This window comes from Serpentinicella alkaliphila, from assembly GCF_018141405.1.
In the GTDB taxonomy this organism is placed as follows: Bacteria; Bacillota; Clostridia; order Peptostreptococcales; family Natronincolaceae; genus Serpentinicella; species Serpentinicella alkaliphila.
Map to the genome: position 1 here is coordinate 509,416 of NZ_CP058648.1, position 24,347 is coordinate 533,762.

General features: G+C 30.9%; 20 protein-coding genes, 5 tRNA genes and 1 pseudogene. 4 read left to right on the top strand and 22 right to left on the bottom strand.

The window, feature by feature from the left end; all coding sequences use genetic code 11:
• The first annotated feature begins 122 nt into the window (after window positions 1-122).
• On the top strand, window positions 123-803 hold the full coding sequence (locus HZR23_RS02630) for a Crp/Fnr family transcriptional regulator (protein ID WP_132849307.1): 681 nt from the start codon (window positions 123-125) through the stop codon (window positions 801-803).
• A 64-nt stretch (window positions 804-867) separates the two neighbouring features.
• Here HZR23_RS02630 and HZR23_RS02635 read toward each other — a convergent pair whose 3' ends face one another.
• From HZR23_RS02635 to HZR23_RS02685, 11 genes are all read right to left on the bottom strand, one after another.
• The gene (locus tag HZR23_RS02635; RefSeq protein ID WP_132849306.1) at window positions 868-1,293 is read right to left on the bottom strand and encodes a flavodoxin; all 426 of its coding nucleotides are present in this window, start codon (window positions 1,291-1,293) and stop codon (window positions 868-870) included.
• Window positions 1,294-1,695: 402 nt separating this feature from the next.
• Window positions 1,696-2,034, bottom strand: a complete 339-nt coding sequence (locus HZR23_RS02640) for a cupin domain-containing protein (protein ID WP_132849305.1) — start codon at window positions 2,032-2,034, stop codon at window positions 1,696-1,698.
• Between the two features lie 143 nt (window positions 2,035-2,177).
• Entirely contained in the window at window positions 2,178-2,477 is a 300-nt protein-coding gene (locus HZR23_RS02645; RefSeq protein WP_132849304.1) for a manganese efflux pump MntP, read from the bottom strand.
• Window positions 2,478-2,823: 346 nt separating this feature from the next.
• The gene (locus HZR23_RS02650) at window positions 2,824-2,985 is read right to left on the bottom strand and encodes a DUF1540 domain-containing protein (RefSeq protein ID WP_132849303.1); all 162 of its coding nucleotides are present in this window, start codon (window positions 2,983-2,985) and stop codon (window positions 2,824-2,826) included.
• Window positions 2,986-3,261: 276 nt separating this feature from the next.
• Window positions 3,262-4,332, bottom strand: a complete 1,071-nt coding sequence (gene phaC / locus HZR23_RS02655) for a class III poly(R)-hydroxyalkanoic acid synthase subunit PhaC (RefSeq protein WP_330615943.1) — start codon at window positions 4,330-4,332, stop codon at window positions 3,262-3,264.
• Between the two features lie 60 nt (window positions 4,333-4,392).
• Entirely contained in the window at window positions 4,393-5,478 is a 1,086-nt protein-coding gene (locus HZR23_RS02660; protein WP_213050314.1) for a poly(R)-hydroxyalkanoic acid synthase subunit PhaE, read from the bottom strand.
• A gap of 682 nt (window positions 5,479-6,160) precedes the next feature.
• Window positions 6,161-9,292: an AAA family ATPase gene (locus tag HZR23_RS02665; RefSeq protein ID WP_132848038.1), complete on the bottom strand. Its 3,132-nt coding sequence runs from the start codon at window positions 9,290-9,292 to the stop codon at window positions 6,161-6,163.
• Complete coding sequence (locus tag HZR23_RS02670; RefSeq protein ID WP_132848037.1) at window positions 9,292-10,488, bottom strand: exonuclease SbcCD subunit D; 1,197 nt, start codon at window positions 10,486-10,488, stop codon at window positions 9,292-9,294. Before HZR23_RS02670 ends, HZR23_RS02665 begins: the two co-directional genes overlap by 1 nt.
• A 210-nt stretch (window positions 10,489-10,698) precedes the next feature.
• The gene (locus HZR23_RS02675; RefSeq protein WP_132848036.1) at window positions 10,699-12,702 is read right to left on the bottom strand and encodes a TRAP transporter permease; all 2,004 of its coding nucleotides are present in this window, start codon (window positions 12,700-12,702) and stop codon (window positions 10,699-10,701) included.
• Between the two features lies 1 nt (window position 12,703).
• The gene (locus HZR23_RS02680) at window positions 12,704-13,246 is read right to left on the bottom strand and encodes a DUF1850 domain-containing protein (protein ID WP_132848035.1); all 543 of its coding nucleotides are present in this window, start codon (window positions 13,244-13,246) and stop codon (window positions 12,704-12,706) included.
• A complete protein-coding gene (locus tag HZR23_RS02685) occupies window positions 13,227-14,207 on the bottom strand; it encodes a TAXI family TRAP transporter solute-binding subunit (protein ID WP_132848034.1) in 981 nt (326 codons plus the stop codon). Before HZR23_RS02685 ends, HZR23_RS02680 begins: the two co-directional genes overlap by 20 nt.
• A 715-nt stretch (window positions 14,208-14,922) precedes the next feature.
• Here HZR23_RS02685 and HZR23_RS17495 point away from each other — a divergent pair.
• Entirely contained in the window at window positions 14,923-15,279 is a 357-nt protein-coding gene (locus HZR23_RS17495; protein WP_279229882.1) for an arginine deiminase family protein, read from the top strand.
• Window positions 15,276-15,778, top strand: a pseudogene (locus HZR23_RS17970) (arginine deiminase family protein). The gene HZR23_RS17495 and the pseudogene HZR23_RS17970 overlap by 4 nt, the downstream one beginning before the upstream one ends.
• Before the next feature lie 17 nt (window positions 15,779-15,795).
• On the opposite strand, the gene HZR23_RS02695 reads toward HZR23_RS17970, so the two are convergent.
• From HZR23_RS02695 to HZR23_RS02720, 6 genes are all read right to left on the bottom strand, one after another.
• Window positions 15,796-16,830: a M15 family metallopeptidase gene (locus HZR23_RS02695; protein ID WP_165913648.1), complete on the bottom strand. Its 1,035-nt coding sequence runs from the start codon at window positions 16,828-16,830 to the stop codon at window positions 15,796-15,798.
• A gap of 83 nt (window positions 16,831-16,913) precedes the next feature.
• Window positions 16,914-17,579 (bottom strand): HD domain-containing protein, encoded by a 666-nt coding sequence (locus HZR23_RS02700; protein ID WP_132848032.1) that lies wholly within the window; start codon window positions 17,577-17,579, stop codon window positions 16,914-16,916.
• 68 nt (window positions 17,580-17,647) lie between these two features.
• Window positions 17,648-19,525, bottom strand: a complete 1,878-nt coding sequence (locus HZR23_RS02705) for an LTA synthase family protein (RefSeq protein ID WP_165913647.1) — start codon at window positions 19,523-19,525, stop codon at window positions 17,648-17,650.
• Window positions 19,526-19,678: 153 nt separating this feature from the next.
• Window positions 19,679-20,521 (bottom strand): energy-coupling factor ABC transporter ATP-binding protein, encoded by an 843-nt coding sequence (locus tag HZR23_RS02710; RefSeq protein WP_132848030.1) that lies wholly within the window; start codon window positions 20,519-20,521, stop codon window positions 19,679-19,681.
• Entirely contained in the window at window positions 20,509-21,222 is a 714-nt protein-coding gene (locus HZR23_RS02715) for an energy-coupling factor transporter transmembrane component T family protein (protein ID WP_132848029.1), read from the bottom strand. The genes HZR23_RS02710 and HZR23_RS02715 overlap by 13 nt, the downstream gene beginning before the upstream one ends.
• Window positions 21,223-21,238: 16 nt before the next feature.
• On the bottom strand, window positions 21,239-22,087 hold the full coding sequence (locus tag HZR23_RS02720; RefSeq protein ID WP_165913646.1) for an energy-coupling factor ABC transporter permease: 849 nt from the start codon (window positions 22,085-22,087) through the stop codon (window positions 21,239-21,241).
• 842 nt (window positions 22,088-22,929) lie between these two features.
• Here HZR23_RS02720 and HZR23_RS02725 point away from each other — a divergent pair.
• On the top strand, window positions 22,930-23,562 hold the full coding sequence (locus HZR23_RS02725) for a CBS and ACT domain-containing protein (protein WP_132848027.1): 633 nt from the start codon (window positions 22,930-22,932) through the stop codon (window positions 23,560-23,562).
• Between the two features lie 273 nt (window positions 23,563-23,835).
• Here the strand turns inward: HZR23_RS02725 and HZR23_RS02730 are convergent.
• The 5 genes from HZR23_RS02730 to HZR23_RS02750 form a co-directional block, all read right to left on the bottom strand.
• Window positions 23,836-23,912, bottom strand: a tRNA-Arg gene (locus HZR23_RS02730).
• 50 nt (window positions 23,913-23,962) lie between these two features.
• Window positions 23,963-24,039 (bottom strand) — tRNA-Arg (locus HZR23_RS02735).
• A 9-nt stretch (window positions 24,040-24,048) separates the two neighbouring features.
• Window positions 24,049-24,123 (bottom strand) — tRNA-Gly (locus HZR23_RS02740).
• A gap of 26 nt (window positions 24,124-24,149) precedes the next feature.
• Window positions 24,150-24,226, bottom strand: a tRNA-Arg gene (locus HZR23_RS02745).
• 11 nt (window positions 24,227-24,237) lie between these two features.
• Window positions 24,238-24,311 (bottom strand) — tRNA-Gly (locus tag HZR23_RS02750).
• Window positions 24,312-24,347: the final 36 nt, after the last annotated feature.

Below are 24,347 nucleotides of genomic sequence, written 5' to 3' on the forward strand. Positions count from 1 at the left end.
CAGTATTTTTGTGACTATGATTATCATTTTCAATATGCTATAATAAATTATACTATTAACTATCAATTAAAAATGTATCTCACGATACACTTTTTATATAATTTTTAAATGGAGAGGTATATATGAATGAAAATATAAATGTACTTACTAACTGTATATTATTTAACCACCTATCATTTGAAGAGCTAAAATCTTTTTTGTCTAATATTAGCTATACTGTTAAATCATATAAAAAAAATGAAATGGTTTTTTCTCCTAACAGGTCCTCCGATACTTTAGGAATAATTTTAACTGGAAGCGTTGATGTTCAAAAAATATTCGCTTCAGGAAAAGCCGTTACTGTAAGTAGAAGGTATCAACAGGATCTAATTGCAGAGGCGTCTATATTTGCAAACATAGACTGCTATCCTTCTACAGTTGTTTCAACTGAAAATAGTAATATTTTATTAATAGAAAAAAGTAATCTTCTAAAATTATTTACTATGGATGAACGCATTATGACTAAATTTTTAGAATCTGTTTCAAATAGAATCCTGGCTCTCAATAGTACAATTGAAATACTTTCTTTAAATTCTGTTCCTGCAAAAATATCTTATTTTTTATTATTAGAACAGAAAAAGCAAAATAGTAATACGATTCAATTAAAATTCACAAAGAAAACTTTAGCGGAGCATATTAATGTTTCAAGACCTACCTTATCAAGAGAGCTTAAAAATATGCAACTAAAAGGTATGCTCTCTTTTACTAAAAAGACTATTGAGATTCATTCTTCCGAAAGACTTGAAGATATTTGTGCAGAATAAGTAATTAGTCTAAATAATAAAGCTAAAAGTGAAGTGATTTACTTTTAGCTTTATTTACATATTACTATTTAACTAACTTTGCCCCTAATTCTTTACATTGTTTTAAACCTTCGTCATCAGGAGTTAAATGTAAAATTAACCCTTCAGCAACTAAGCTAGCACCGTAATCTTCCATTCTTTTTTCCCAATCCTTCATCCATTCACCATTACCCCAATCGTAAGACCCAAATAGTGCAACAGATTTTCCTGTAATAACACTTTGTAATGACTCTACGAAAGGTTCCATTTCTACCTCTTCTAACACCTCAGCCCCCATAGAAGGACAACCTAGTGCAACATAATCTGCCTTATTTACATCCTCTAAAGTAGCTTGATCGACACTTAAAAGTTTAACTTCATTACCGCCCTCTTGTGCCCCTTCAACAATTGATTTAGCCATCATTTCTGTATTTCCTGTTCCACTCCAATAAATAACCACAACTTTTTTCATTTTATGTACCTCCATTAATTTATTGTTATTGCAACTACAAATTCTGTTTTCATTGATATATGACAACTCACTTTTGATAATAGTTATCATTATCATTAGTTAAAGGTTATCATGTGTTATTTTGTTTGTCAATATAATTTTTTTAATTCAAAAAAAATAAAATGGCATAAGTCTTAGGACCTATACCTTTTATTCCACTGGTTAATACGGGGTGTGGGGATCAGATCAGTGGTTTATCAAAATTTAGAAATTAACAATTATATTGATACTAATTTTCATAAAGCAAATATTATCAATTGTCAAGCTAATTGTCAACATTATTTTTTATTTTAAATAGTTTGAATGGAAAATAGCCCTACAAAATGTAAGGCTACTACTTTAATATAGATTTTATTTACAATTTTATGGTTTAAACACAACCACAAGAAGCATTTTGAATTGTTCCGTTGCTAATAATGCATGGGGTATACCAGCTGGCATAACAATGGTTTCACCCTTCTTTACATTAAAAACTTCATCACCTATGGTTATATCTGCTTCCCCATCCAGTAGATAAACCATTGCATCTCCTCTAGATGAATGAGAGCTAATTTCTTCCCCTTTGTCAAAGGCAAATAAAGTTAAACTTAAATTTTGCCCCTGGGCTAAGGTTCTGCTAATTACCTGTCCCTTTTGATATTCAACTAATGACTCCATATTTAGAACTTTTGAAAGTTCTACATTTTTTATAATGTGCTCCATTTGATTTCCTCCTTGCTATTTTGTAATAATAATATCATTTAGAGAACATTTTAATCTGTATCCAATGTTACTTATATATAAATTTAATTTTCTATTTCAGACTTTGTTTACTTTTTATATATTTTTATTAATAATTTTGAGTGTTAAATTATTTGCCAAATACCAAGTGTAATAAGTAGAATCCCAGATACTATGTCAGATTTATCTTTTATTAATGTAAATGTAATCCGATTTGCAAAGTTTGAACCAGTCCATATAAATAAAAAACTTGTTATTCCAGCAAAAAAACTAGTTAATAGAATCGGATAATGTGCAAACCCAGCAGAAACACCTAGGGAAATAGAATCTATCCCTAAAGCTAATCCAAGCATAATAGCACTTTTGTAAGTCCAATTTGTAGCTTTGGTAGTTTCTTCTTCCTTATCTTCTGATTTATAGCTGATTTATAGCCTAAAAATTAAGGCACTAATATATGATGCAGTTGTGTCAGTAATATAACTAGATACCTTCTGTCCAAATATTAAACCCACCAGCATAGTAATTGCTGATATTAAAGCTATAATTAAAATGTATCTATTATATATACGTTGTTTTAATCCTAGATAAAAACCTAGTCCTAAATCATCTAAATTTGAAGATGGCTAATAGAATTATTTGTACTTTATTCAGTGTCCTTCACCTCTTTAAATTAAGTTGTTTATTAACTAATTGTATATTAAATGTATAAAATTTTCATATTTTTATTTTTGTAAAAGTAATCCCCGCCTAATAATTTAAGCGGGGACTAACTTATTTCTTAGATTCGAAACTTCCACAATCTGTTGCTTCTTGGCTTGTTGCCTTATTTTCATGTTTTACTACATTAATATGATCTAAACTACAATAAGATTCATTTTTAGCATGATATTTACACTCATCAATTGTACAGCCTATACTTTTATTGATTTTCATAAAAATCCCCCTACCATAGTTATTTGAAGATTAAATCTTCCTATATATTGTTTGTAATTATTTTGTTTTTATAATAGCAATGATTTCTATAGACACTTGCTATTTTCCATACGTAAAACTATGCTTATATGCTAATAATATAATTGTACTAAAGGTTAAGTAATATAAAAACTCTATTATATCGTTCATAAATTTTGATTAAAATAGAAAAATGGAGAAACAAGTCTCCATTTTCATAGCAGTTATTTTTTATTTTTTATTAAAATGCTTTAGTTATTATTTGCTTCTATCTAATAGCCATTTTGCTACTTTCGGGGCAATCTCCTTTTGTGAACGGGAACTTGCTACTATTCCAGCATGACCTACTGGATATGTTACTAATTCTTTATCTTTACTTCCTACTGCATCATTTAATGGTTTTGATGCAGCTGGTACAATTAAATTATCTTTATCTCCTACTACATTTAATAGGGGCATTGTTACATTTTTAAGGTCTACTTTTTTGCCTCCTAATGTAAATTCCCCTTTTATTAATTTGTTATCCTGCCATAGATCCTTCATATATTTTCTATAGGCTTCTCCTGCTTGACCTGGACTATCAAATAACCATTTTTCCATACCTAAAAAGTCTGATAAGAAGTTTTTATCGTCTAATCCATCTATTAATCCTATATACTTATCTACTAGTAGGCTATATGGCTTTAAGGATACAAAACATGAATTTAAAAATGTTCCTGGTACTATTCCGTATGCATCCACAAGCCCATCTACATTCATATCCTTTGCCCATTTAAATAGTAGTCCGTCATCTGTACTAAAATCAAAGGGCGCTGCTATTGTTACTAGGTTTTTTATTTTCTCTGGGTATAGGGCTGAGTAAATTGTACAGAAGGTTCCACCCTGGCATTTGGATATTATGTTTATTTTATCTAGGTTGTGTGTCTTTCTTATATAGTCTATTGCATTTCCTAGATATCCCTCTATATAGTCCTCCATAGTTATGTATCTATCCTCTGCTGTCGGATATCCCCAATCTACTATATATAGGTCTAGACCTTCATCTAGCAGCTTCTTTATAAAGCTTTTGTCTCTTTGTATATCCATTATATAGGATCTATTCATTAGGGCGTAAACTACTAATGTTGGTATTTTGGTTTTAGGTTTTGTTGTTGAAATATAGCGGTATAGCTTCATTTTATCTTCTTGATACACTAGTTCCTTCGGTGTCTTATCATGGTCCTCATACTCTATATTCATTAAAACATCTATTCCATCTATTAACTTTTGTTGTTTTTGTAATACCTTTGACATTGCCTCAAAGATAGATGTCTGTGTTAGAAGCTTGATTCAAAATTCTCCACCTCTTTTAATTTGTTGTTATAGTCTTTTTTATCTATTTTTTTCTAATTACTTTTTACTTTTTTCTTTTTCGCTATTTACTTCTTTTAATGCTTTAAATTCATCTAACTCTTTTCTTAGGCTTTTTATTTCTTTTTTCATTTCGTATACTGTTTTATATAAACTGTCCATCTCTGATTTTTTTGCTATTGGCATAAATGTTAAGTACTCTTCCCATAACTTATCTACTTCTATTTTAAAACTTGTCATTGCATCTAATGTATGGCCTACTAACTTACTAAAGTCATCTGAAAAAAATAATCTATCAAAGGCATTATTTATTTCTTTAGTCCAATATTTATAAAACTCTTCAAAGGATTTTGGTTGCATTCCTTCTTTATACATTGCTGCATAATCATTTAATGTCTTTTTCATTGTTTCTTGACCTAATTTATATATATTTGCTAAGTATTCATTTAAATGTACATTAAATCTAATGTATTTATCTAGACTATCAAATTGTTTTTCTAATAGCTCTCTGTTTATTCCCATCATTGGTGTGTTTAGGAATTTACTAAAGGAGTTATCATAGTTTTCTTTCCATAGCTTTAAGTATTCTAAGTATGCTGAAGGATCATTTAATAGTCCTCTAAAAAATGCATCACTTAATTCTTTTTCATTTCCTATCCATGGTTCCCAGAACTTATTTGTTGCTGATCTATATGATTCCATTACTGACATGGATTGCTCTAGTACTTTTTTCATTGGCTCTGGTAACAGTGGTATATAGTGTTTATTCATGTATTCTGAATATTGCTCTCTCCACTCTTCAAAAGCTACCTTCATAGCTTCTGCTGTTGGCTCAAATGTATCTTCTTTTAGCTTCTGCCAGATTTTAAATACACTATAGTACGCATCTGTGCTTTCATTCATTTTCTTTAATACTTGGTATGGATCACCCATATAGTTGCTATTTAACTTATTACCTAATTCTATAATCTCTTTAAAGTAATTCAATGGATTATAGTTCATTAGGTCTTTACTATTTTTCTCTAGTATTTCTTCACTAATTGGATTAAACATTTTTTGCCACACTTCAAACATATTTTTTTGTGCCTCTATTGATTGATTAAACATATTAAGGTTTGTTGCCATTTTTTTATCCCCCTGTAATTAAATATTTTATATTTTTTTATATTTTTTTAATTAATAAACCTTATATAATTTCTAAATATTCTTTTTATTCCCCCTTTCTATTATTGTATTATACATAAAGTCCATTAACCAGAATGTCAAATGATGTTGTCGAATAAAAACTATTTTCGATTACTAATTACTATTAATAATCAGACAATCATGTTTCATTGTTATTATATACCCAATAAATTTATCTTTAATAAAAAGTTTTAAAAATAACTACGTATGTATAATTATGCATTTTGTAATTGTAATTGTTTTCTATCAAGTGCTTGCTCTGCCTAATTATTTTTCTACATTTAATTATTATATAAAAAAAATATTGAATAATTTGTAAAAACCTAGTGTCGAATAAATTTTTTTTATTTAAAACATTTTTCTAAAGCAATGTCTATTTTTTCTTCTAAAATATTCAAAACAATTGAACCACGTTGAATCTACATATTTTATATTCATAAAAATTTAATTCTACTTTCAACACAATATTCAATATATGATTAAAAAAAATTTTTATGACTATAGATTAATAAATAATTACAAATTATTATATATACAAAAAGACTTAGGAGTAATCCTAAGCCGATTGTATTATTATTAATTAAATTATTTAAGATCACAGCATAAAAAAACTGCTTTTGTCCTAAAGTATAAAAGTTGCTCTACTACCTTCCTTTGCAGGTGTTATCTCTAGTCTCAAATCAATTCTTTCTTTTAATTCAGGTACATGAGATATAATACCGACTAGCCTACCACCTTCCTGCAACTCTAACAAACAATTAATAGCATTATCTAAGGATTCAGGATCTAATGTTCCAAACCCTTCGTCAATAAACATTGTATCTAGCGTTATTCCACCAGCGCATGATTGCACTATATCAGCTAAACCCAGGGCTAAAGCTAAGGATGCTTTAAAGCTCTCTCCGCCGGAAAGGGTTTTAACATGTCTTGCTTTTCCCGTATAGTTGTCAAAGCCTTCTAACTCTAAGCCTTCCTGTCTTCTACCCTTACCCTTTTCTTCTTTTCTTCTAAGTCTATATCTTCCACCTGTCATCTTACTTAATCTTATATTAGATGCATTAATAATTTCTTCAAAGTAGGCAGCTAAAACATATCTTTCAAATGTTATTCTTTCATTATTATCTCCATTAGCAGTTTTAGAAAGGTCTGCTATAATACCGTATTTTTCCTCGTCCTTTCCTATATCCATATTTATTTTTTCTATTTCATTTATAGCCTTAGTATTGTTACTAATTCTTGAAAAAAGTTTTTTTGATTCAATATCAAGTAAATGTCTAATATTATTAAAACTATTAAACTCTTCTTTTAGCTTTTCAATGTCCACTTCTTTTAAATCCTGGGTTTCCACAATAGAATTTTCTAATCTATCCTTTAATGATCTAAGGCTCTGATTGTATTCAGCTATATCTTCCTCTAGCTCAATCCTCTCATCATCTTTTAGTTTTAAAGATTCATACTCGTTAATATCCTTAAATCCTGAGTCAAGGATTCTTTTATAAAATTGCTCCCTTAATACTTCTAATTCTCCTTGCATTTCTACTAGTGACTCCTTCTGCAACTCAAAGTTTGTCTTAGAGGTAGAGCATATATTTAGCGAATTTATATGATTTTGTTGTGCATTTTTTAAGCTACTATTTGACTGATCATATAATTGTTCATATTCTTTAATTGATAAAAGAAGTTTATCAACTGATCTTATTTCTAATGGAATATCCTTTTCTATGCGTATGAGCACCTCTTCTAGAACCTTTATACTGCTAAACTCATCTTTATATATCTCCTCGAGTTCTTCCAATTCCTTTTGTTGACTTGTAATACAAATTTCACATTTTTTCAAAGCATCCTCTAAATTATCCTTTTTATTTACTTTAAATTGCAGTGTACTTATTTGATCCTTTAAAATAAATATGTCATTATTTATTTTATCTATTTTTAAACCACTAAATGTTACAACTGCGTCCTTATCTAAAGTAATTATTTCACTATATAGTTTCGAAATCTTCTTCTTACGCTCCTCCAGTTCTTCTTTGCTAGCTTTTAGATCCCCATTTATATCCATCAATTCTCTTAATTTTTTCTCTCGTTTAGAAGCTAGTTTATCCAGCTCTTCTCTTATAGATTTAAGTTCAGTCTCTGATGGCATCCCTTCTATAATCTGTGCCTTTCTAGGGTGTTCTTTTGACCCACAAACCGGACATTCAACACCTTCTATTAAATCTTTACTTAATAGACCTGCTTGTCCTCTCATAAAGTGTGTTTCCATGGCTTCATAGATGTCTTTACACCCTTTGTATTCACTATCGATCTGTTCAAACCTATTACTCTCAATATTATATTTATTTTTTTTGCTTATATAGAGCTCTGTATATTTTTTCAAATCCAAGAGCTCTTGAACATCTCTTAGCTTTGAATCCATATCTGTTTTAGATTTTTCTAAATCTACTTCCGCTCTTTGAGCTACTTTTATACTCTCTACTATACTATCTTTTTTAATTTTTTCGTTGTTGATATTAGTTCTTAAATCACTTATTGAATTTTCTCTAACCTCTAATTTCTTCTTATATTCATTTATCTCTTTACTCTTTAGCTCATATTCCCTGACCTTTCCTTCATGATTTCTTAAAGTAACAATAGTATCTGAGTATTTTTTTCTATCTGATTCCTTTTCCTCTTCTTCCTTTAGTTGAATTATAGCCTTGTCTAAATTGATTTCCGCGTCAAAAACAGTCTTTTCTGCTATTTCTAAATCTATTTTTTTATTATTATATTGATTTTGTCTTAGCATAAATGTGCTTTCTAATTCAATTAAAGGCAAGGCTTTTCTTGCCATAACAACTTTTTGTTCTTTTTTTCTATATTCGTCTTTCCTCTTTATATACTCTTCAATGGAATTTTCAATATCCTCTTTGTTCTTAGTCTTCTTATTAATCTCGTTGCCTATAGCTATCATTTTTTGAAGATGATTTTGCTCATGTTCTATTTCTTTTACTTTGGCAGCAATCTCTTCACTTTTAGTTGTATCTTCTTCTATTAGTTGTAACGTTCTATTCAATATTTCGAAAACATTCAGATCCTTTGAGCTCAAAAGCTGAGCTAAAGCGTCACTGTCAGATTCAATATTTTTAATATATGTATCCCTTTGGGTTTGTTTTTCACTTATTTGCTTATTAATGGATTTTCTGTGATCATCTAGCCTTCTCTGTATATTTTCAAAGGCCTCAGTCCCAAAAATCTTTCTAAATATCGTTTCTCTTTCCTGACTATCAGCCTCCAATAATTTTCTAAACTCTCCCTGGGGCAGCATTACAATTTGTCTAAATTGATTTTTATTTATACCCAGTATCTCAGTTATTTTCTCATCAACTGCATTTACCTTAGTAATTAAATCACCATTAGGAAGGTATAACTCTGCCTCGGAGTTTTTAACTACTGTCCCTTCTCCCTTAAGCTTATTTCTTTCTTGTTGAGGTACTCTCTTAATCTTATATTGTTTTCCTCTTAAATCAAATTCTAGTTCCACATAGGTCAAAATATTATCTGACGCAAAATCACTTCTAAGACTATCCTTTGTTCTACTTGTGCCTGAGGCCTCTCCAAAAAGACCATAGCTAATAGCATCAAATATAGTTGTTTTACCGGCTCCAGTAGGACCTGTAATAAGGAAGATATTATTTCCATTTAATTGGGTAAAGTCAATAGTTTGAAGGTTTGAATATGGACCAAAAGCACTCACTGTCAGTTTTAATGGCTTCATTATCTCTCCCCCCTCTCAGCTTCTTCCATAACACTTTTTAATAATTCAATTCTTTGCTCGTCCAATTGGCGACCATGTATAGAATAGTAAAACTCATTGAATATATCTAATTTTGATTTTTGTTCATATCCTTTTGCAGCTGAGGTCCTACTTTCCTCTCTACTAGATGATATATCCTTACTAAGCCCCATAATATTAGGATATACAGCCCTCAATTTAGATATTGGATCTATTAGCTCTGTATCATCAGTTAATATGGCATATATATAATCCTCTACATTTGTATCCTTATATACTTTGGGGTCAATTAAGCTATTTAAAGGCCCTCTAATTATTCTCATATCTCTCCTTGGCTTAAGTTCAATTAGCCTTACATTAACTTCACCATTTTCATCAAATTCAACTAATGTAAATCCTTTCTTATGTTTAGTTTCGGAAAAGGAGTATTTCAATAAAGAACCTGAATACCTCATCCTTTCACTACCAATCTTTTGAGGGCTATGTAGATGCCCTAATGCAGTGTAGTGAAAACAGTTAAAATGTTCTGCTCTTATTATATCTGTCCCACCAATACTTAAAGGTCTTTCAGAGTCTGAAACTATAACATCTATTTCTTCTTTTAGAGTGCTACTTTCCTCAGAATCAAGTTTAATATTTGCAACATAACCGTGGGCAACTAATACATTTTTACAGCTACTATCTAGTCCTTCTTTGATCTTATGTATAGTCTTCTTCATGGCTTCATCATGATTAAATATTTCATTATCTTCTAATACTGATTTTATCTCCCTAGGGTCTGCATACGGGACTAAATAGAAATTTGTTGTACACTTATCACTAGTTAACTTTACTTTTTTTATATTCTTGTCGAATAAACCTGCAATATGTAATCCCTTTTCAGTTAAAACCCTACTAGCAAATGACAATCTTTCTGCGCTGTCATGATTGCCTGCAATAGCTAGTATCGGCGTATTTAATTCAAGTAATATAGTACTAAATATTTTGTCAAGTAACTCTACTGCTTCAACAGGTGGAATACTTCTATCATAAATATCTCCGGCTATAACTACAGCATCTGGTTTCTCTAATCTAATAATATCCAGCATCTGTCCTAGAGCAAATTCCTGATCCTCTATCATACTAAATTCATTTACTATCTTCCCTATATGCCAATCTCCAGTGTGAAGTATTTTCATCACTATTTCCCCCTTAAAAAAGAAATTCTCATGCCAATATTCTATCAGATTTTTATTGTATTTTATTTTCTAATAATATCCTTTTGCCCATAAAAAATTAATTCAACATTAAATATATAATTCCTATGACTTATAAAAAAATAAAGTTGACAGCGCAATTATACGAAGTCAACTCATTTATATTGTAAAGCTTTTTATTCTTAATTTAAACTACTTATTTCCACTATTACTTAATATCACTCTATTTTCAACAATTACTTCTCTTGTATCTTCATTTTCACTTTTATATCTTTTATGTTGAGTAATCGCTATAACTGCTAATATTCCTAATCCAATACCATCAATCACAACATTTGGATGTATTAACATTAATGCTGCTGCTAGTAATAGGGCTCTTTCATAATGTCTAGCATGTGTAAATAAATATCCTTGAATACCTGCCCCAAAACTAATTATCCCAACACATGCTGTTGCAATAGTTACAATAGCTCCAATTGGTGAAACATTTATTAACAGTAGTGATGGATTAATAGCAAATATAAATGGTACTATAAAACCTGCTGAACCTAGCTTAAGAGCCTGAAGACCGGTCTTAAAGGAGTCTCCACCTGCAATTCCTGCTCCTGCATAAGCAGCTAATGCTACTGGTGGAGTTACGTCTGCAATTACCCCGAAATATAATATAAATAAGTGGGCTGCTATTAATGGTACTCCAAGTTGAACTAGAGCTGGAGCTGCCATTGTAGCTAGCACTATATACTTAGCTGTAGTCGGAAGTCCCATTCCTAAAATGATAGAAGCAACCATAGTTAATATTAATGTTGGTAGAAGCTTCCCACCTGCAAAACTTACTATAAGGTTAGCAAAAGTAAGTCCTAGTCCAGTTAGTGTAACTATTCCTACAATTATACCTGCACATGCACATGCAGAAGCCACACTTATAGCTTTTTTTGCTCCATCTTCTAATGCATATAAAATCGCAGCCGGTTTAATTCTTGTGTGCTTTCTAAATAAACAAACAACTAATGCTATAATAATACTATTAAATGCAGCCTTTAATGGCGAATACTTTACTAAGAATCCAACTACTGCAATTAGTGGTAGTAATAAATGGAATCCACTAGAAAACGTTGCCTTTAAATCTGGCAACTCCTCTTTTGGTATACCAACAAGTCCTTGCTTTGATGCTTGTAGATGAACCATTACAGTTACACCTAAATAATATAACAAGGCTGGAACAACTGCACTTTTCACAATTGTAATATAAGGGATACTAGTAAACTCTGACATAATGAATGCTGCTGCTCCCATTACCGGTGGTAGTATTTGACCACCGGTTGATGCTGCTGCCTCAACTGCACCTGCAAAGTTTGGCTTATATCCTACCTTTTTCATAAGAGGTATTGTAAATGCTCCAGTAGTTACTGTATTAGCTATAGAACTACCTGATATAGATCCCATAAAGCCACTAGCTAAAACAGCTGCCTTAGCAGGGCCACCTTTTTTATGTCCTGCTATAGAAAATGCTAGGTCTATAAAAAACTGACCAACACCTGTTATCTCTAAAAATGAACCAAATAAAATGAACATAAATACAAAAGTCGCTGAAACACCTAAAGGTGTACCGAAAATACCTTCAGTTGTCATATATAATTGATTTACAAGTCTTCTTAAGGTATATCCTCTATGTCCTAAAACACCTGGTAAATATGGACCAGCAAATGCATATGCAATAAATATTACTGCAATAATAGGTAGCTCTGGACCTATACTACGTCTAGTCATTTCGAGGACTAGTAGTACAGCTGTGATTCCAAAAACAATATCTAATGTTGTAGGCATACCCCCACGTCTTACTATACTTTCAAAATTAAGAAAAATATACGATGTAACTACAACTCCAGCACCTGCAAAAATCCAATCGTAAAACGGTATTTTATTTTTATTTCTAGTTTTGCTTATTGGGTATAGTAAAAACCCTATTGAAAGAACAAATAACAAGTGGGTTGAACGTTGTTTCATTACTAATAAACTTCCTAAACCCGCAGTATATAGATGAAATAAGGACATAGCTATTGCTAAAATTCCCACTAATTTTGCAACGTTTCCTTTTAAATTACGGGTATTAGAAGAAGTATCATATTCTGCTAAGGTTTCTTCTATGTTAATCTGCTCTTCCACAGTTTCTTGAACAGATATTAATTTCTTATCCAATTTACATTCCTCCTTTAACTACTAACGCCTCTAACCTATTGATCTTTGCTGGTTTCAAAACTACTAATTCTCCAGTCTTAAAAAAATCTGAAAAAACAATATTACTTCCATCCTGGAAAGTTAACTTATGATTAGCTATTGTACCTATTCTTATAGGTATCTCTTGTAATTCTAAATTAATTCCTTCATTTATATATAATCCATCTCTATGAGTAAATCTTCCAAAGCTCTCCGTAGGTAAGCCAGCTCCGAAGGAGCTATATTCTGTTCTTATTAGTAAGAAGCGTTCACTTTTTTTAAAAACAAAGACATCTCTAATGTTCGTTCTTGCAACAGAGTGTGTGTAATCTATATATATTTCTTTATGAGGATCAACAACCAATGTCTGGGATACTTCGTTATTATATATAATTTGTACCGCATATACAGGTTTAACTAAATATATTGACAAAACAATTATAACCGTAAAAACAATTAATAAAAGAAATGGGCATGTATTACAACGATGCCCATCTCCTAATAATCTATTGTTTAACTTCATCATAGTAGCGTTGAGCACCTGGATGAATCTCTAAAGAGATACCATATTTAGCTCCTTCTAAGCTAATATCTTCTCCTCTTTTATGTGCTGCGGCTAAAGTATCAAGATTTTCGAAAAATGCTTTTGTTGCATTGTAAACTAGGTCATCACTTAAATTAGCATTAACTGTTAACATTGCCATTACTGCTAATGTACTTATTTCTTCATCTTGATTTCTGTATGTTCCAGCAGGAATAACTGTTTCGAAATAAAATGGAAATTGATTGATTAGTCCTTGTGCTTTTTCAGTTGTAATAGGTACAAGATTAACACTATGTGTAGTTGATAAATCCGTTACAGCAGCAGTTGGCGTACCAGCTGTTAAGAACGCTGCATCGATACGTCCATCTTTAATTCCATCCGCAGCTTCGCCGAAAGACAGGAAATCTGGTTGTAAGTCATCATATGATAAACCATGGGCTGCAAGTATTTGACGTGCATTTACTTCAACTCCACTACCAGGAGCACCCACAGCTACCTTTTTACCTTTTAAATCTTCTACAGTATTAATATTTGCAGATGTATTTGCAACAATTTGAATAGTTTCAGGATATAAAGAAGCTACTGCTCTAATATTTTTCATAGCCTCTTTATCAGAGAACATCTCAATTCCGTTAAAGGCATAGTGTGAAATATCATTTTGAATTAATGCAAAATCAACATCACCATTATTTAATAAGTTAACATTTTCTAATGATGCACCAGTAGACTCAGCAGTTGCAGTAACACCACTCACTTTATCGTTAAGGATATTTGCAAAGGCACCACCTAAAGGATAATACACACCTGAAGTTCCTCCAGTTGCAATAGATAAACGCTCAACCTTGTTATTAGTTCCAGTGCTACTTCCACCACATCCAACTAAAACTACAGATGTCATCATAATACATACAAGTAATAACGATAATACTTTACTCTTCTTCATTTTCGTATCTCCCCCTAATTAGTTATTATAGTTTTTCTTCAATGCCAATTATAAAAAATTCTGTTATTTGGATTTTATTTATATATTTTTTTCAAATTAAGGATGTAATTTAATTTAAATTGAATAAATTATAAAATTTAATTAGGCATTGATTAACTTTAAATTTGCTATTTTATGCAATTTTAATTATATCATATTTCATAAATAATCACAAGTGTTGTCTAACTAAGTTTTATGCACTCAAATAAAATATATGTCTATTTTTTTATAAAGATTGAAAATCTAAGTTTTTTTATATTATAGCTATAGTGCAATTTTTTTTAACACTTGTTATTAAATTTGAAAAGAGATTATATTTTATTGAACCTCTTAAAAAACTTGCATTTTTGTATCTTAAGTTTTATTAAGTCAAACTGTTTATTTCAATTTCAATCTGCATTATTTTGCAACTTAATTAGTAAATAGAACCAAAAATTCAGTTTTAATCTCTATTTCAACATTAATCTTTGCTTTTTCACAAACCTCTTTCCATTCTATGGATTTCCAATATGGGTTATGCTTTGATCTAATAATTTCGCCTATACAATAAATCCTTTTTAATATAACCAGTTTTTATTCCGTTTTGCTACAATATCTTTAAGATATCGAAATCTGCCTATAAATAATTGTGAATAAACTAAAACTATTAATAGTTTTATAAGGGGAGGTGGATTTTGTGAAATATAACAATAATATTAGTATTTTCAGTGAAATAGGTAAACTTAGAAGCGTTCTACTTCACTGCCCTGGAAACGAAGTAGAAAACATAGTTCCTACATACTTACGTAAGCTTTTATTTGATGAAATAGTATACAAGCACCAAGCTCAAAAGGAACACAACCAATTTGCTAAATTATTAACAGATAAAGGGGTTGAAGTTCTATATCTTGTTAATTTGATGGAAGAAATATTAAAAGATAAAGATATAAGAATCAAGTTTTTAGAAGAATTTATGAATGAAGGAAAAGTACCTACTGAAGGTTTAAGAGAGATTTTAAGAGAATTTTTTATGAGCATCCGGCAATTTATATGATTAAAAAATGTATTTCAGGAATTCAAAAAACAGAGCTTAGGCATGTTAGAAACAAATCTCTAGCTGATATGATAAAAAATCCTTACCCCTTTTATTTAGATCCGATACCTAATTTATACTTTCAAAGAGACCCCTTTGCTTCTATAGGAAATGGTGTAACATTAAATGTTATGTCTTCCGCTACGACAAATAGAGAAACTCTTTTTTCAAAATATCTATTTGATTTTCATCCTAGATTTATTGATGTAGCAAGGTGGTACAATAGGGATAAAAGTCATCCAATTGAGGGTGGAGATATTTAGTTTTATCTGAAAAAGTTGTTGCAATTGGTATTAGTGCCAGAACTGATGCAGTAGCAGTTGAAAAAATAGCTTCAAATTTATTGTACTCAGATGAGAGTTTCGTTGTGGTTTTAGCCTTTAATATGCCCAAGATACGGGAATTTATGCATCTTGATACTGTCCAATATATAGAGATAAAATTTAAAGGTATTGAGTAAGTTAATATATATCTTCCTTACTCAATACCTAAATATTCTTCAAAGGTTAGTCCTAGATTTTTTATACTAATTGCAGTTTCCTTTCCTACGTATCGGATATGCCATGGCTCATATTGGTATCCTGTAATATGTTCTTTACCCTTTAAATACCTAAGTATAAATCCAAATTTGTGTGCATTTTCTTTAATCCAATGACCTTCCTTTGTATTTTCAAAAGATTGATCTAAGGAATATTTTATCTGTGGACAAGTTACATCCATGGCTAATCCAGTTTGATGTTCGCTATTACCCGGTTTAGCGCTAAGTCTATTAGTAATTTCAAAGCCTTCTTCTTTAACACCTGACTCAAATATGAATTTTTGCCTGCTATAGGATCTATAGCCCGAAAGGGCATATAGATCAATTCCATCTTCATTAGCCTTTTTAAATAAGCATTCTAATGCTCTGGCTCCATCCTCTCTCATAAGTTTCTTCTCATGAAAATACTCAAATGGAAAGGATACATTAGGAACTGTTAATTTTTCTGGCACATAATATTGTGGTAAAGTAAAGCTTTTATTTACTAGTACATGAAAAAAGCTTGGATTATTAACAGTTGAAGGCATCTTTATATACAGTTCTTGGCCAGTGAAGATTTGGTAATCATTAATACCGTTATATTCAATTAATTCCTCAACCAAAATCTTAAAAGTTTGTGCTATTTTTTCTATATCATCATGCTGTTTTACAGTGTATTTTACTATTGGATCACTGATTACCAGCCTTTTGCCTTCATATAGCTTTCCTTCATCTATATTATTAATGTGCTTGAGTTTATCTTCTGCTACACCAAATTTTTTCCCTATTGAAAATAGAGAATCATTAGGTTTAACTATATAAGTTTTTTTTGGGTACACTTTTAATCTTTGTCCTACATAAATATCATTATTATACAAGCCATTAATAAGCCTTAGTTCAAGTATTGGTAAATCCAGTTTACTAGCAATATCTACCAACGTATCTGTTTCCTTAACAATATATTCTTCTATTATATTCTCACTATTAAAACTCAATAGTCCCACCTACAATAATTTATTTTTTATAATATATTATAATAATAACAAAAAATCTCAGTTATTCTAAGATTCTTCACATTTTAGATTAACTTAGCGCCATTCATTACAAGCTCAAACTTTGCATCTAGAAAATCTGCTGCACGTCTACACATTATCATACGCTGTAAAAAAATTTCAAAATATTCCATTAGGGTTATTATTTGTGTGTCAATCTTTAAATCTAATAAAATAGTTCTATGCTCCCCATCAACTTTAACCTCCGAACGTTCCACTGCGTAGTTCACCCTATCATGAATGTCGAACTTCGCAAAGTCATTATTTCTTACTCTGCTTCTTCTTACATCCGTTTTATCAGCTAAAATTAATGCTGCTGACACATTATTTATTGCAGTTCCAGTGCCTTCATCGTGGTTTCCAATTGCTGATACAACAGTTGCTATTTCTTCAGGTTTCATACCCATTCTAGTTAAAATATTAAAGGATATAATTGCACCTGTTTGTGCATGATCCACACGGTTAACCATATTTCCAATATCGTGTATATACCCAGCAATTCTTGCTAGTTCTGCTTCTCTATCACTAAAACCTAATCTAACTAAAATCCTAGCTGCAATTTCAGCTATTTTTCCTGCATGAACCACTGCATGTTCAGTAAACCCTAATACCCCTAACAACTCGTCTCCCTTTTCAAGATAAGTCCTTATTTCTTCATTTTTTACAATATCTTTATATGTTATTTCAGACATTATTTCATCCCCTTAAAAACAGAAATTTATATATCTATTATGTCCATAATCCCGTTTAACATTTAAGCTTATTCTATAAACTCCTCTATCAAATAGCCTATTCCTTTTTCTTTTACAACTGGTATTAAATTATTTTGCATAATGTACTCAGAAAGCTCAACTTCTAGTAAAGCCCTCTCATATCCTTCTCTGCAGCTTTCTAAGTCTACAGGTTCTTTTGTATAGATATTCCAAGCCCTAGAATTTTCAAAGATTCCATCAGAAGACATAACAAATATCTTTTCATTATCAATAAATGATCCACGAGTAACTTTAACTTGTTTTGCAACAAACCCATCTTCAGTATTTAATAAATCTTTACCAAAATTCATTCTTATATCGGAATCAATACCTAAAATATTTAAAATAGTAGGGAAGAAATCAATTTGGCCCGCCGCAACACTAATTCTCTTTTCAAATCCACTATTTGGCATGTGTACTATTAAAGGCACTCTAAACATTTCATCCTCTTCATATGCTTCACCTAAATAGTCAGTCATCAACTGATTAGCTTCTTCGTTTTGCATATTTAGTCCCTGATGGTCTCCGTAAATTACAATTATTGTATCTTCATATAATCCTTCTTCTTTTAGCATTTCTATAAACATCCCTATTTGCAAATCTAAGTAATGTACAGTCTGTAAGTAATTATCTAAAATAGTATCTTTATATTGTTCTCCTACATTAAGCTTTAAGTATTCCTCTTCCATAAGAAATGGATGATGGGATGTAAGCGTAATAAAGAATGAATAAAAAGGTTTCCTTTGTTCCTTTAAAAACTTCATAGACTGTCTAAACATAGACCCGTCGCTTAATCCTATTCCTATTAATTCATCAGCTTCAAAATCTTCAAGACTAATAAACCTATCTATTCCTTGATACTCATAAATATTATTCCTGTTCCAAAAACCCGCTTCATTCCCGTGGAATGCCATGGTAGAATAGCCCTTTTCTTTAAGTGCTATAGGTAAAGAATAAAATTCGTTACCCTCATATGCTTTGTAACTAAAAATTTTTGTAGAAGGATAATACCCGTTATTAGAAATAAACTCCGCATCGGAAGTATTTCCCCATCCAACCTGCTCATAATACCTATCAAAATATATGCTACTATCATTAATTAATTTATTTAAATTAGGAGTAATTACCTGTCCATTAATCTCTCTGTTAATTACAAAATTTTGAATTGACTCAGCTTGTATTACGATTAAGTTTTTACCTTTACCTATACCAAATCCTTGTTTTGTAGGGACTTCAACATCAGCTATTACTGGTATTAATGCCTCAGCCCTAGCAATATCAAAGGGCTTTCTAAAGAAAAAGTTATATACATCATAAATATGAAAATTAACTATACCCAGGTTATGTGGAGTATATATCCCATTTGCAGAGGATATAACGCTTTCATTCATTGTTCCAGAAACTATTATCAATATAACACAAACATATAACATAAACCTTTTCTCTACGGTTTTGTATTGAGTTACATGATTATTTTTAAACCTATAAATAAACCATAGTAAAAAGAAGTCAACAAAAAACAAAAGATATTTGAACTTTACCAGCGAAAAGATACTATCTGACACTGGACCAAGTTGTCTAGCCTGAAAAATGCTATGAAAGGGTATTAATGTAAAAAAATGGCTAAAATACATGGCATCGATGAACAATAGTAGAGATACTATAAAATTAATACATATAAATGCCCCTTTTCTTTTTTCTTCCATAAGTAGCGCCCCTAGTGAATATAACGTAAAAATTATAAAAAGGTTTTTTACATTAATAAACAAAAGATTACTTTCTATTCCAATAAAATGATGAAATATAAAGACCTTCATGGAAGTCAACAAAGTAAGTAGTATAATATCCTTGAAAATCTTTCTATTGAAACTCTCTATTAAATCCACAAATATCCCCCTTACATGTTTTTCTAAAATCCATTTTAACATAATGAGTTTATTAATGGTATAGCTACTAAAATCATAGTATGATTTTTAGCAATAAAAAAGACATATCCACCCAACGTAAATATATCTTTTATCTATTAACATTTTCTTTATCTACACTATCTGTCTTTTTTCCAAAAGCATCATTAACAATTTCTCCGCCTCATCTATCTCCTTAGGTATATTAGTCTTAAAACCGTTATTACATAATCTACTGAATAATTCCGCTAAAATAGGTGGTTCTAAATTAGCACACCTCAATACATCAACATTAGAAAATACTTCCTCAGGTGTGCCCTTCATTACAATGTTACCATGGTTGATAACATAAATTGTATCTGCTAATTGAGGTACTACATCTATATCATGGGTTGTTAAAATTAGAGTTATATTTTTTTCTTTATTTAATTTATTTAATAAATTAACCATCTCTTTTTTCGATTTTGGGTCTAAAGCATCAAAAGGCTCATCCATAATTAGTATTTGTGGCATTGTAGCAAGAGCACCGGCTAGAGCTACCTTTTTTTTCTGGCCACCACTCAAATAATGAGGAATTTTATTTAATAAATGCTCTATGTTTAGCATATTTGCAGCCGAACTTACTATCCTTTCCACTTCATCTTTTTTCAATCCCTCGTTTCGAGGAGTGAAAGCAATATCGTCATATACTCTAGGCCCGATTATTTGTTCATCTACATTTTGAAAAACAACGCCTATTTCTTTTCGTATTTTATTAAAGTTTTTATCTGGGCTTAAACCTAAAACTTCCACAGTACCTTCTACTGGAGATAATAGTCCCAATATATGTGAGATTAATGTAGTTTTCCCTGAACCATTAGGCCCCAAGACCACTACCCGTTCCCCTGGTTTTACAATAAAATCTAAACCGCATAAATTAACCTCAGTTTTATCTGGATAGATATGTTTTAAACATTGTACTTTTATTAAAGGCTCCATGGTATCACCGTCCCAACTAAAATAATAATCGAAGCACTAATTATAGCAAAATCAAAAGCCTTTAGTGGAAAAAGCTCTACATTTAACGGAATACGTCCGTTATATCCTCTTAAAGTATATATTTTATACATACGCTCACTCATTTCAAAAGAGTGAATTATAAGTACTCCTATAGCCCCTGCAATATTACTTAGGTTTTTACAAATATTTAGTGGCTTGTGACCGCCTTTTAGTTTAATACTTTTCATTAAACTTCCAATTTTTTCTATCAATATAAAAAAGGATCTATATGTAAATATAAAAATATCTACTAATAGGCTTGGCATAAACAAAGAAAGAAAAGCAAAAACGTCAACATATGGTGTTGTAGTAATTAAAAGAAGCATGCTTAAACCTGCACCTAGAGCCCTTAAGATTATTACTCCTGCCAAAACAAGTGATTGTCTGCTCATAATAAGGGCAAAAATTAAACTAAAAAATACAGGATAAAGGGCTAAATGAACTATTTTTTTAAAAGAAACTTTACTTATTATAAACAACATTAAAATTATAGCAATAAGTACAGATAGCTTTAAAAGGCTGCTTGTCAACAACAGACTAGCTAATAAGCATAGAATTAGGATGAATTTAGAAAAAACTCTACACCTATGCAACATACTTTCTCCATTATTTGATATATAATCTATTTCTGCTAAATGCATAGTTTTGTCCTTTCATCTACATGTTTTTATTTTGAACAGAAGATACAATTCCTGGTCTCACCTTTACGAAATAATTAACGATCAACGTAGTTCCTATTGATTCAAGTAATATACCCACAAATAGTATTAGAGTAACAGCTGTCCATCCCGTAAATACAAAATATTTAATATTGCTAACAGCAGTATGAAATTCCATATGGTTATGGTCAAGGTCAGTATCTTCAGTTTCTATTTCATTAGTAATTTTTTCATTGATAACTTCCTCTTCAATTATTTTCTCTTCTGAAACTTCTTGTTCAGCTATAACCTCTTTCAATACACGTTCTTCACTAACCTCTTCATGATGATGCTCACCATGATGATGATGTGGTAGGGCTTCTTCGAATCCTGCTGTAGCACTTACCATACTCACCATTAAAGTCATAGAAATAATTACCGCCATGGATGTAGCTATCATAGCCCCAAATCTATAATTACCATGTTTACTTACATATTTAAAAATATAAAAACCAACAACAACTTCAGAACCAATTATCAAAGTATTTATACCAACTAGAGTTATGCCTCCGTGACCAATAAATGCAAGTATAAAATTAACTACAAGTACTGCTAAAAAACCTAATTTCGGCCCTATAAGGATACCCGTAAGAACTGCTAAACTCAAATGTACTGGAACTATAAATATTGGTACGGACATCCCTAGTAGCATAATTGCAGCAGCTACTCCTGTATGAGGAATTTTATGCCTAACTTCATCTTGCTTTATGCTCTTTATAATATAATAGACTATACAAAATGTAATAAGAAATGCTGGTATCCACAAAAATGGTGAAATAATGCCATCTGGTAAATGAATGTGACTCACTTTAACCCCTCCTTTTATTATATAACTCACTTATCATCTTAAATGATAGGTATTTTCAATTACTTATATAATATATCTCTATCATCTAAATTTGTCAATTGCGAAACATATTATAATAAAAATTTCCATTTTGTACATATATTATAATATATTGAACTTATACCAATTTAACTAATCTTTCTTCCTTATCCATAATAGACAAAAAAAGAATATTATAAACTTCAGAAAAAATTTTAGTAAACTCCTATTATAATTATATCGAATTTAGAATCTAACTTGTACATATATATTAAAAAAGGGGGTTAATTAAAAAAATGTTTGTCTTAGACGGTAATTTAAATTTCTTATGGATATGTACCATTCTGTTTATTATAAGTAGTGTATTTTTAGCTACTAAGAGACCTAATAAAAATCAAAAAGTTGCTAAATCAGATAATTATCACTTAGAACTTCTAAAATTAAATTCTAGTATAAATGAGCTGAAAAAGGAAAATGAAAAACTCAAAGCAGAAATCAAAAGAATCAATAGTTGTATCCAATATATATGCGACCAATGTAAAATATTTTACTAAAATAAAAAAATATCACATAACTTGTTAAGTTCAAATATTTCATGTATTTTGCAAGTGGCTATTGTGAAAGCTCAAGTAATTTTGCAAAAAAAAATACATATATGGCGTTATTTATTACTCACCTTGGGTATATATTACAAATAGAAGGTTTTGTTCTTTGCGTTGATGCTATATATATCGACATAAAGCGATGATGAAATCAAAAAGCTTATCTAAGTACATAGGATTGATTTTCATGTTAGGAAATTATAATGATGGGGGGATTTAATAATGTATGTAAAAAATATTATGACAACAAATCCTTATACAGTTACTCGAGACACAACAATTGCAGAGGGACTGGAAATTATGAGAGAAAAAGGCGTACGAAGACTTCCTGTTTTAGATGGGGATAATTTAGTAGGAATCATTACTGAAAGAAAGCTTTTAGAAGTCTCACCTTCTCCTGCTACCACTTTAAGTGTGTTTGAGTTGAATTACCTCCTTTCAAAAACAAAAATTGGGTCAATGATGACAAGGGACGTAATTACCGTATCACCAGATACCTTGCTAGAAGTAGCAGCCTCAATTATGAAAGAAAATAAATTCGGAGGTATTCCTGTAGTAGAAGATGATAAATTGGTGGGTATCATTACAGAAACAGATATTTTCGGTGCATTTGTAGAAGTATTGGGACTTGAAGATAACGATAGTAAAATTCATATAAAAGTAAAAGACAATAAGCCGGGTGTACTGGCAGATATAACTAGGCTAATTGCAAACTTTGACGTAAACATTACCCACATGGCACTTTTCAGAGATACGATTATGCTAAGAGTAAACACACCAAACCTAAAACCGATACTGAATGAATTGGAAAACAAAAACTTTGACATAGTTTATTTCTTTACCTCAGAAGATTAACCACAAAATATCCTTTATATACCCTAAGCCTACTTTTCTTAAACAAGTATAAAGACTCTATTCAGGGGATGACAGTGTCATTCCCTTTTAAAATTTGCTTACTATCTATAGAGCTACAATGTCTATATAGCCTTTTAAGTCCTTTATTTAATATTTAATAATATAGAGTTTTGAGCATAAAAAAATACCACTAACAATTTGGATATTTTCCAAAAAATAGTCGTACATTTATTACATTCTTATAACAAGCGTTTAAGCTAGTATTAGAAACCTTGGTGCGCCCTGAGGGACTCGAACCCCCAACCTACTGGTTCGAAGCCAGCCACTCTATCCAATTGAGCTAAGGGCGCATACTTTATTATAGATTTTAAAATAGAGTTAGAATAATCTAACTCTTGATTGGCGTGCCCACAGGGATTCGAACCCCGGACACACGGCTTAGAAGGCCGTTGCTCTATCCAGCTGAGCTATGGGCACAAAATATATTGGAGCGGAAGACGGGACTCGAACCCGCGACCCTCGCCTTGGCAAGGCGATGCTCTACCACTGAGCCACTTCCGCATATTTTTTGTGTATATAATTTATTTTGGCGTGCCCACAGGGATTCGAACCCCGGACACACGGCTTAGAAGGCCGTTGCTCTATCCAGCTGAGCTATGGGCACAAAATAAAGGTTGGAGCGGGTGAAGGGAATCGAACCCTCGCGGTCAGCTTGGAAGGCTGAAGTTCTACCACTGAACTACACCCGCATCAATGTCCTAACAATTAATAATATTACCACCTTT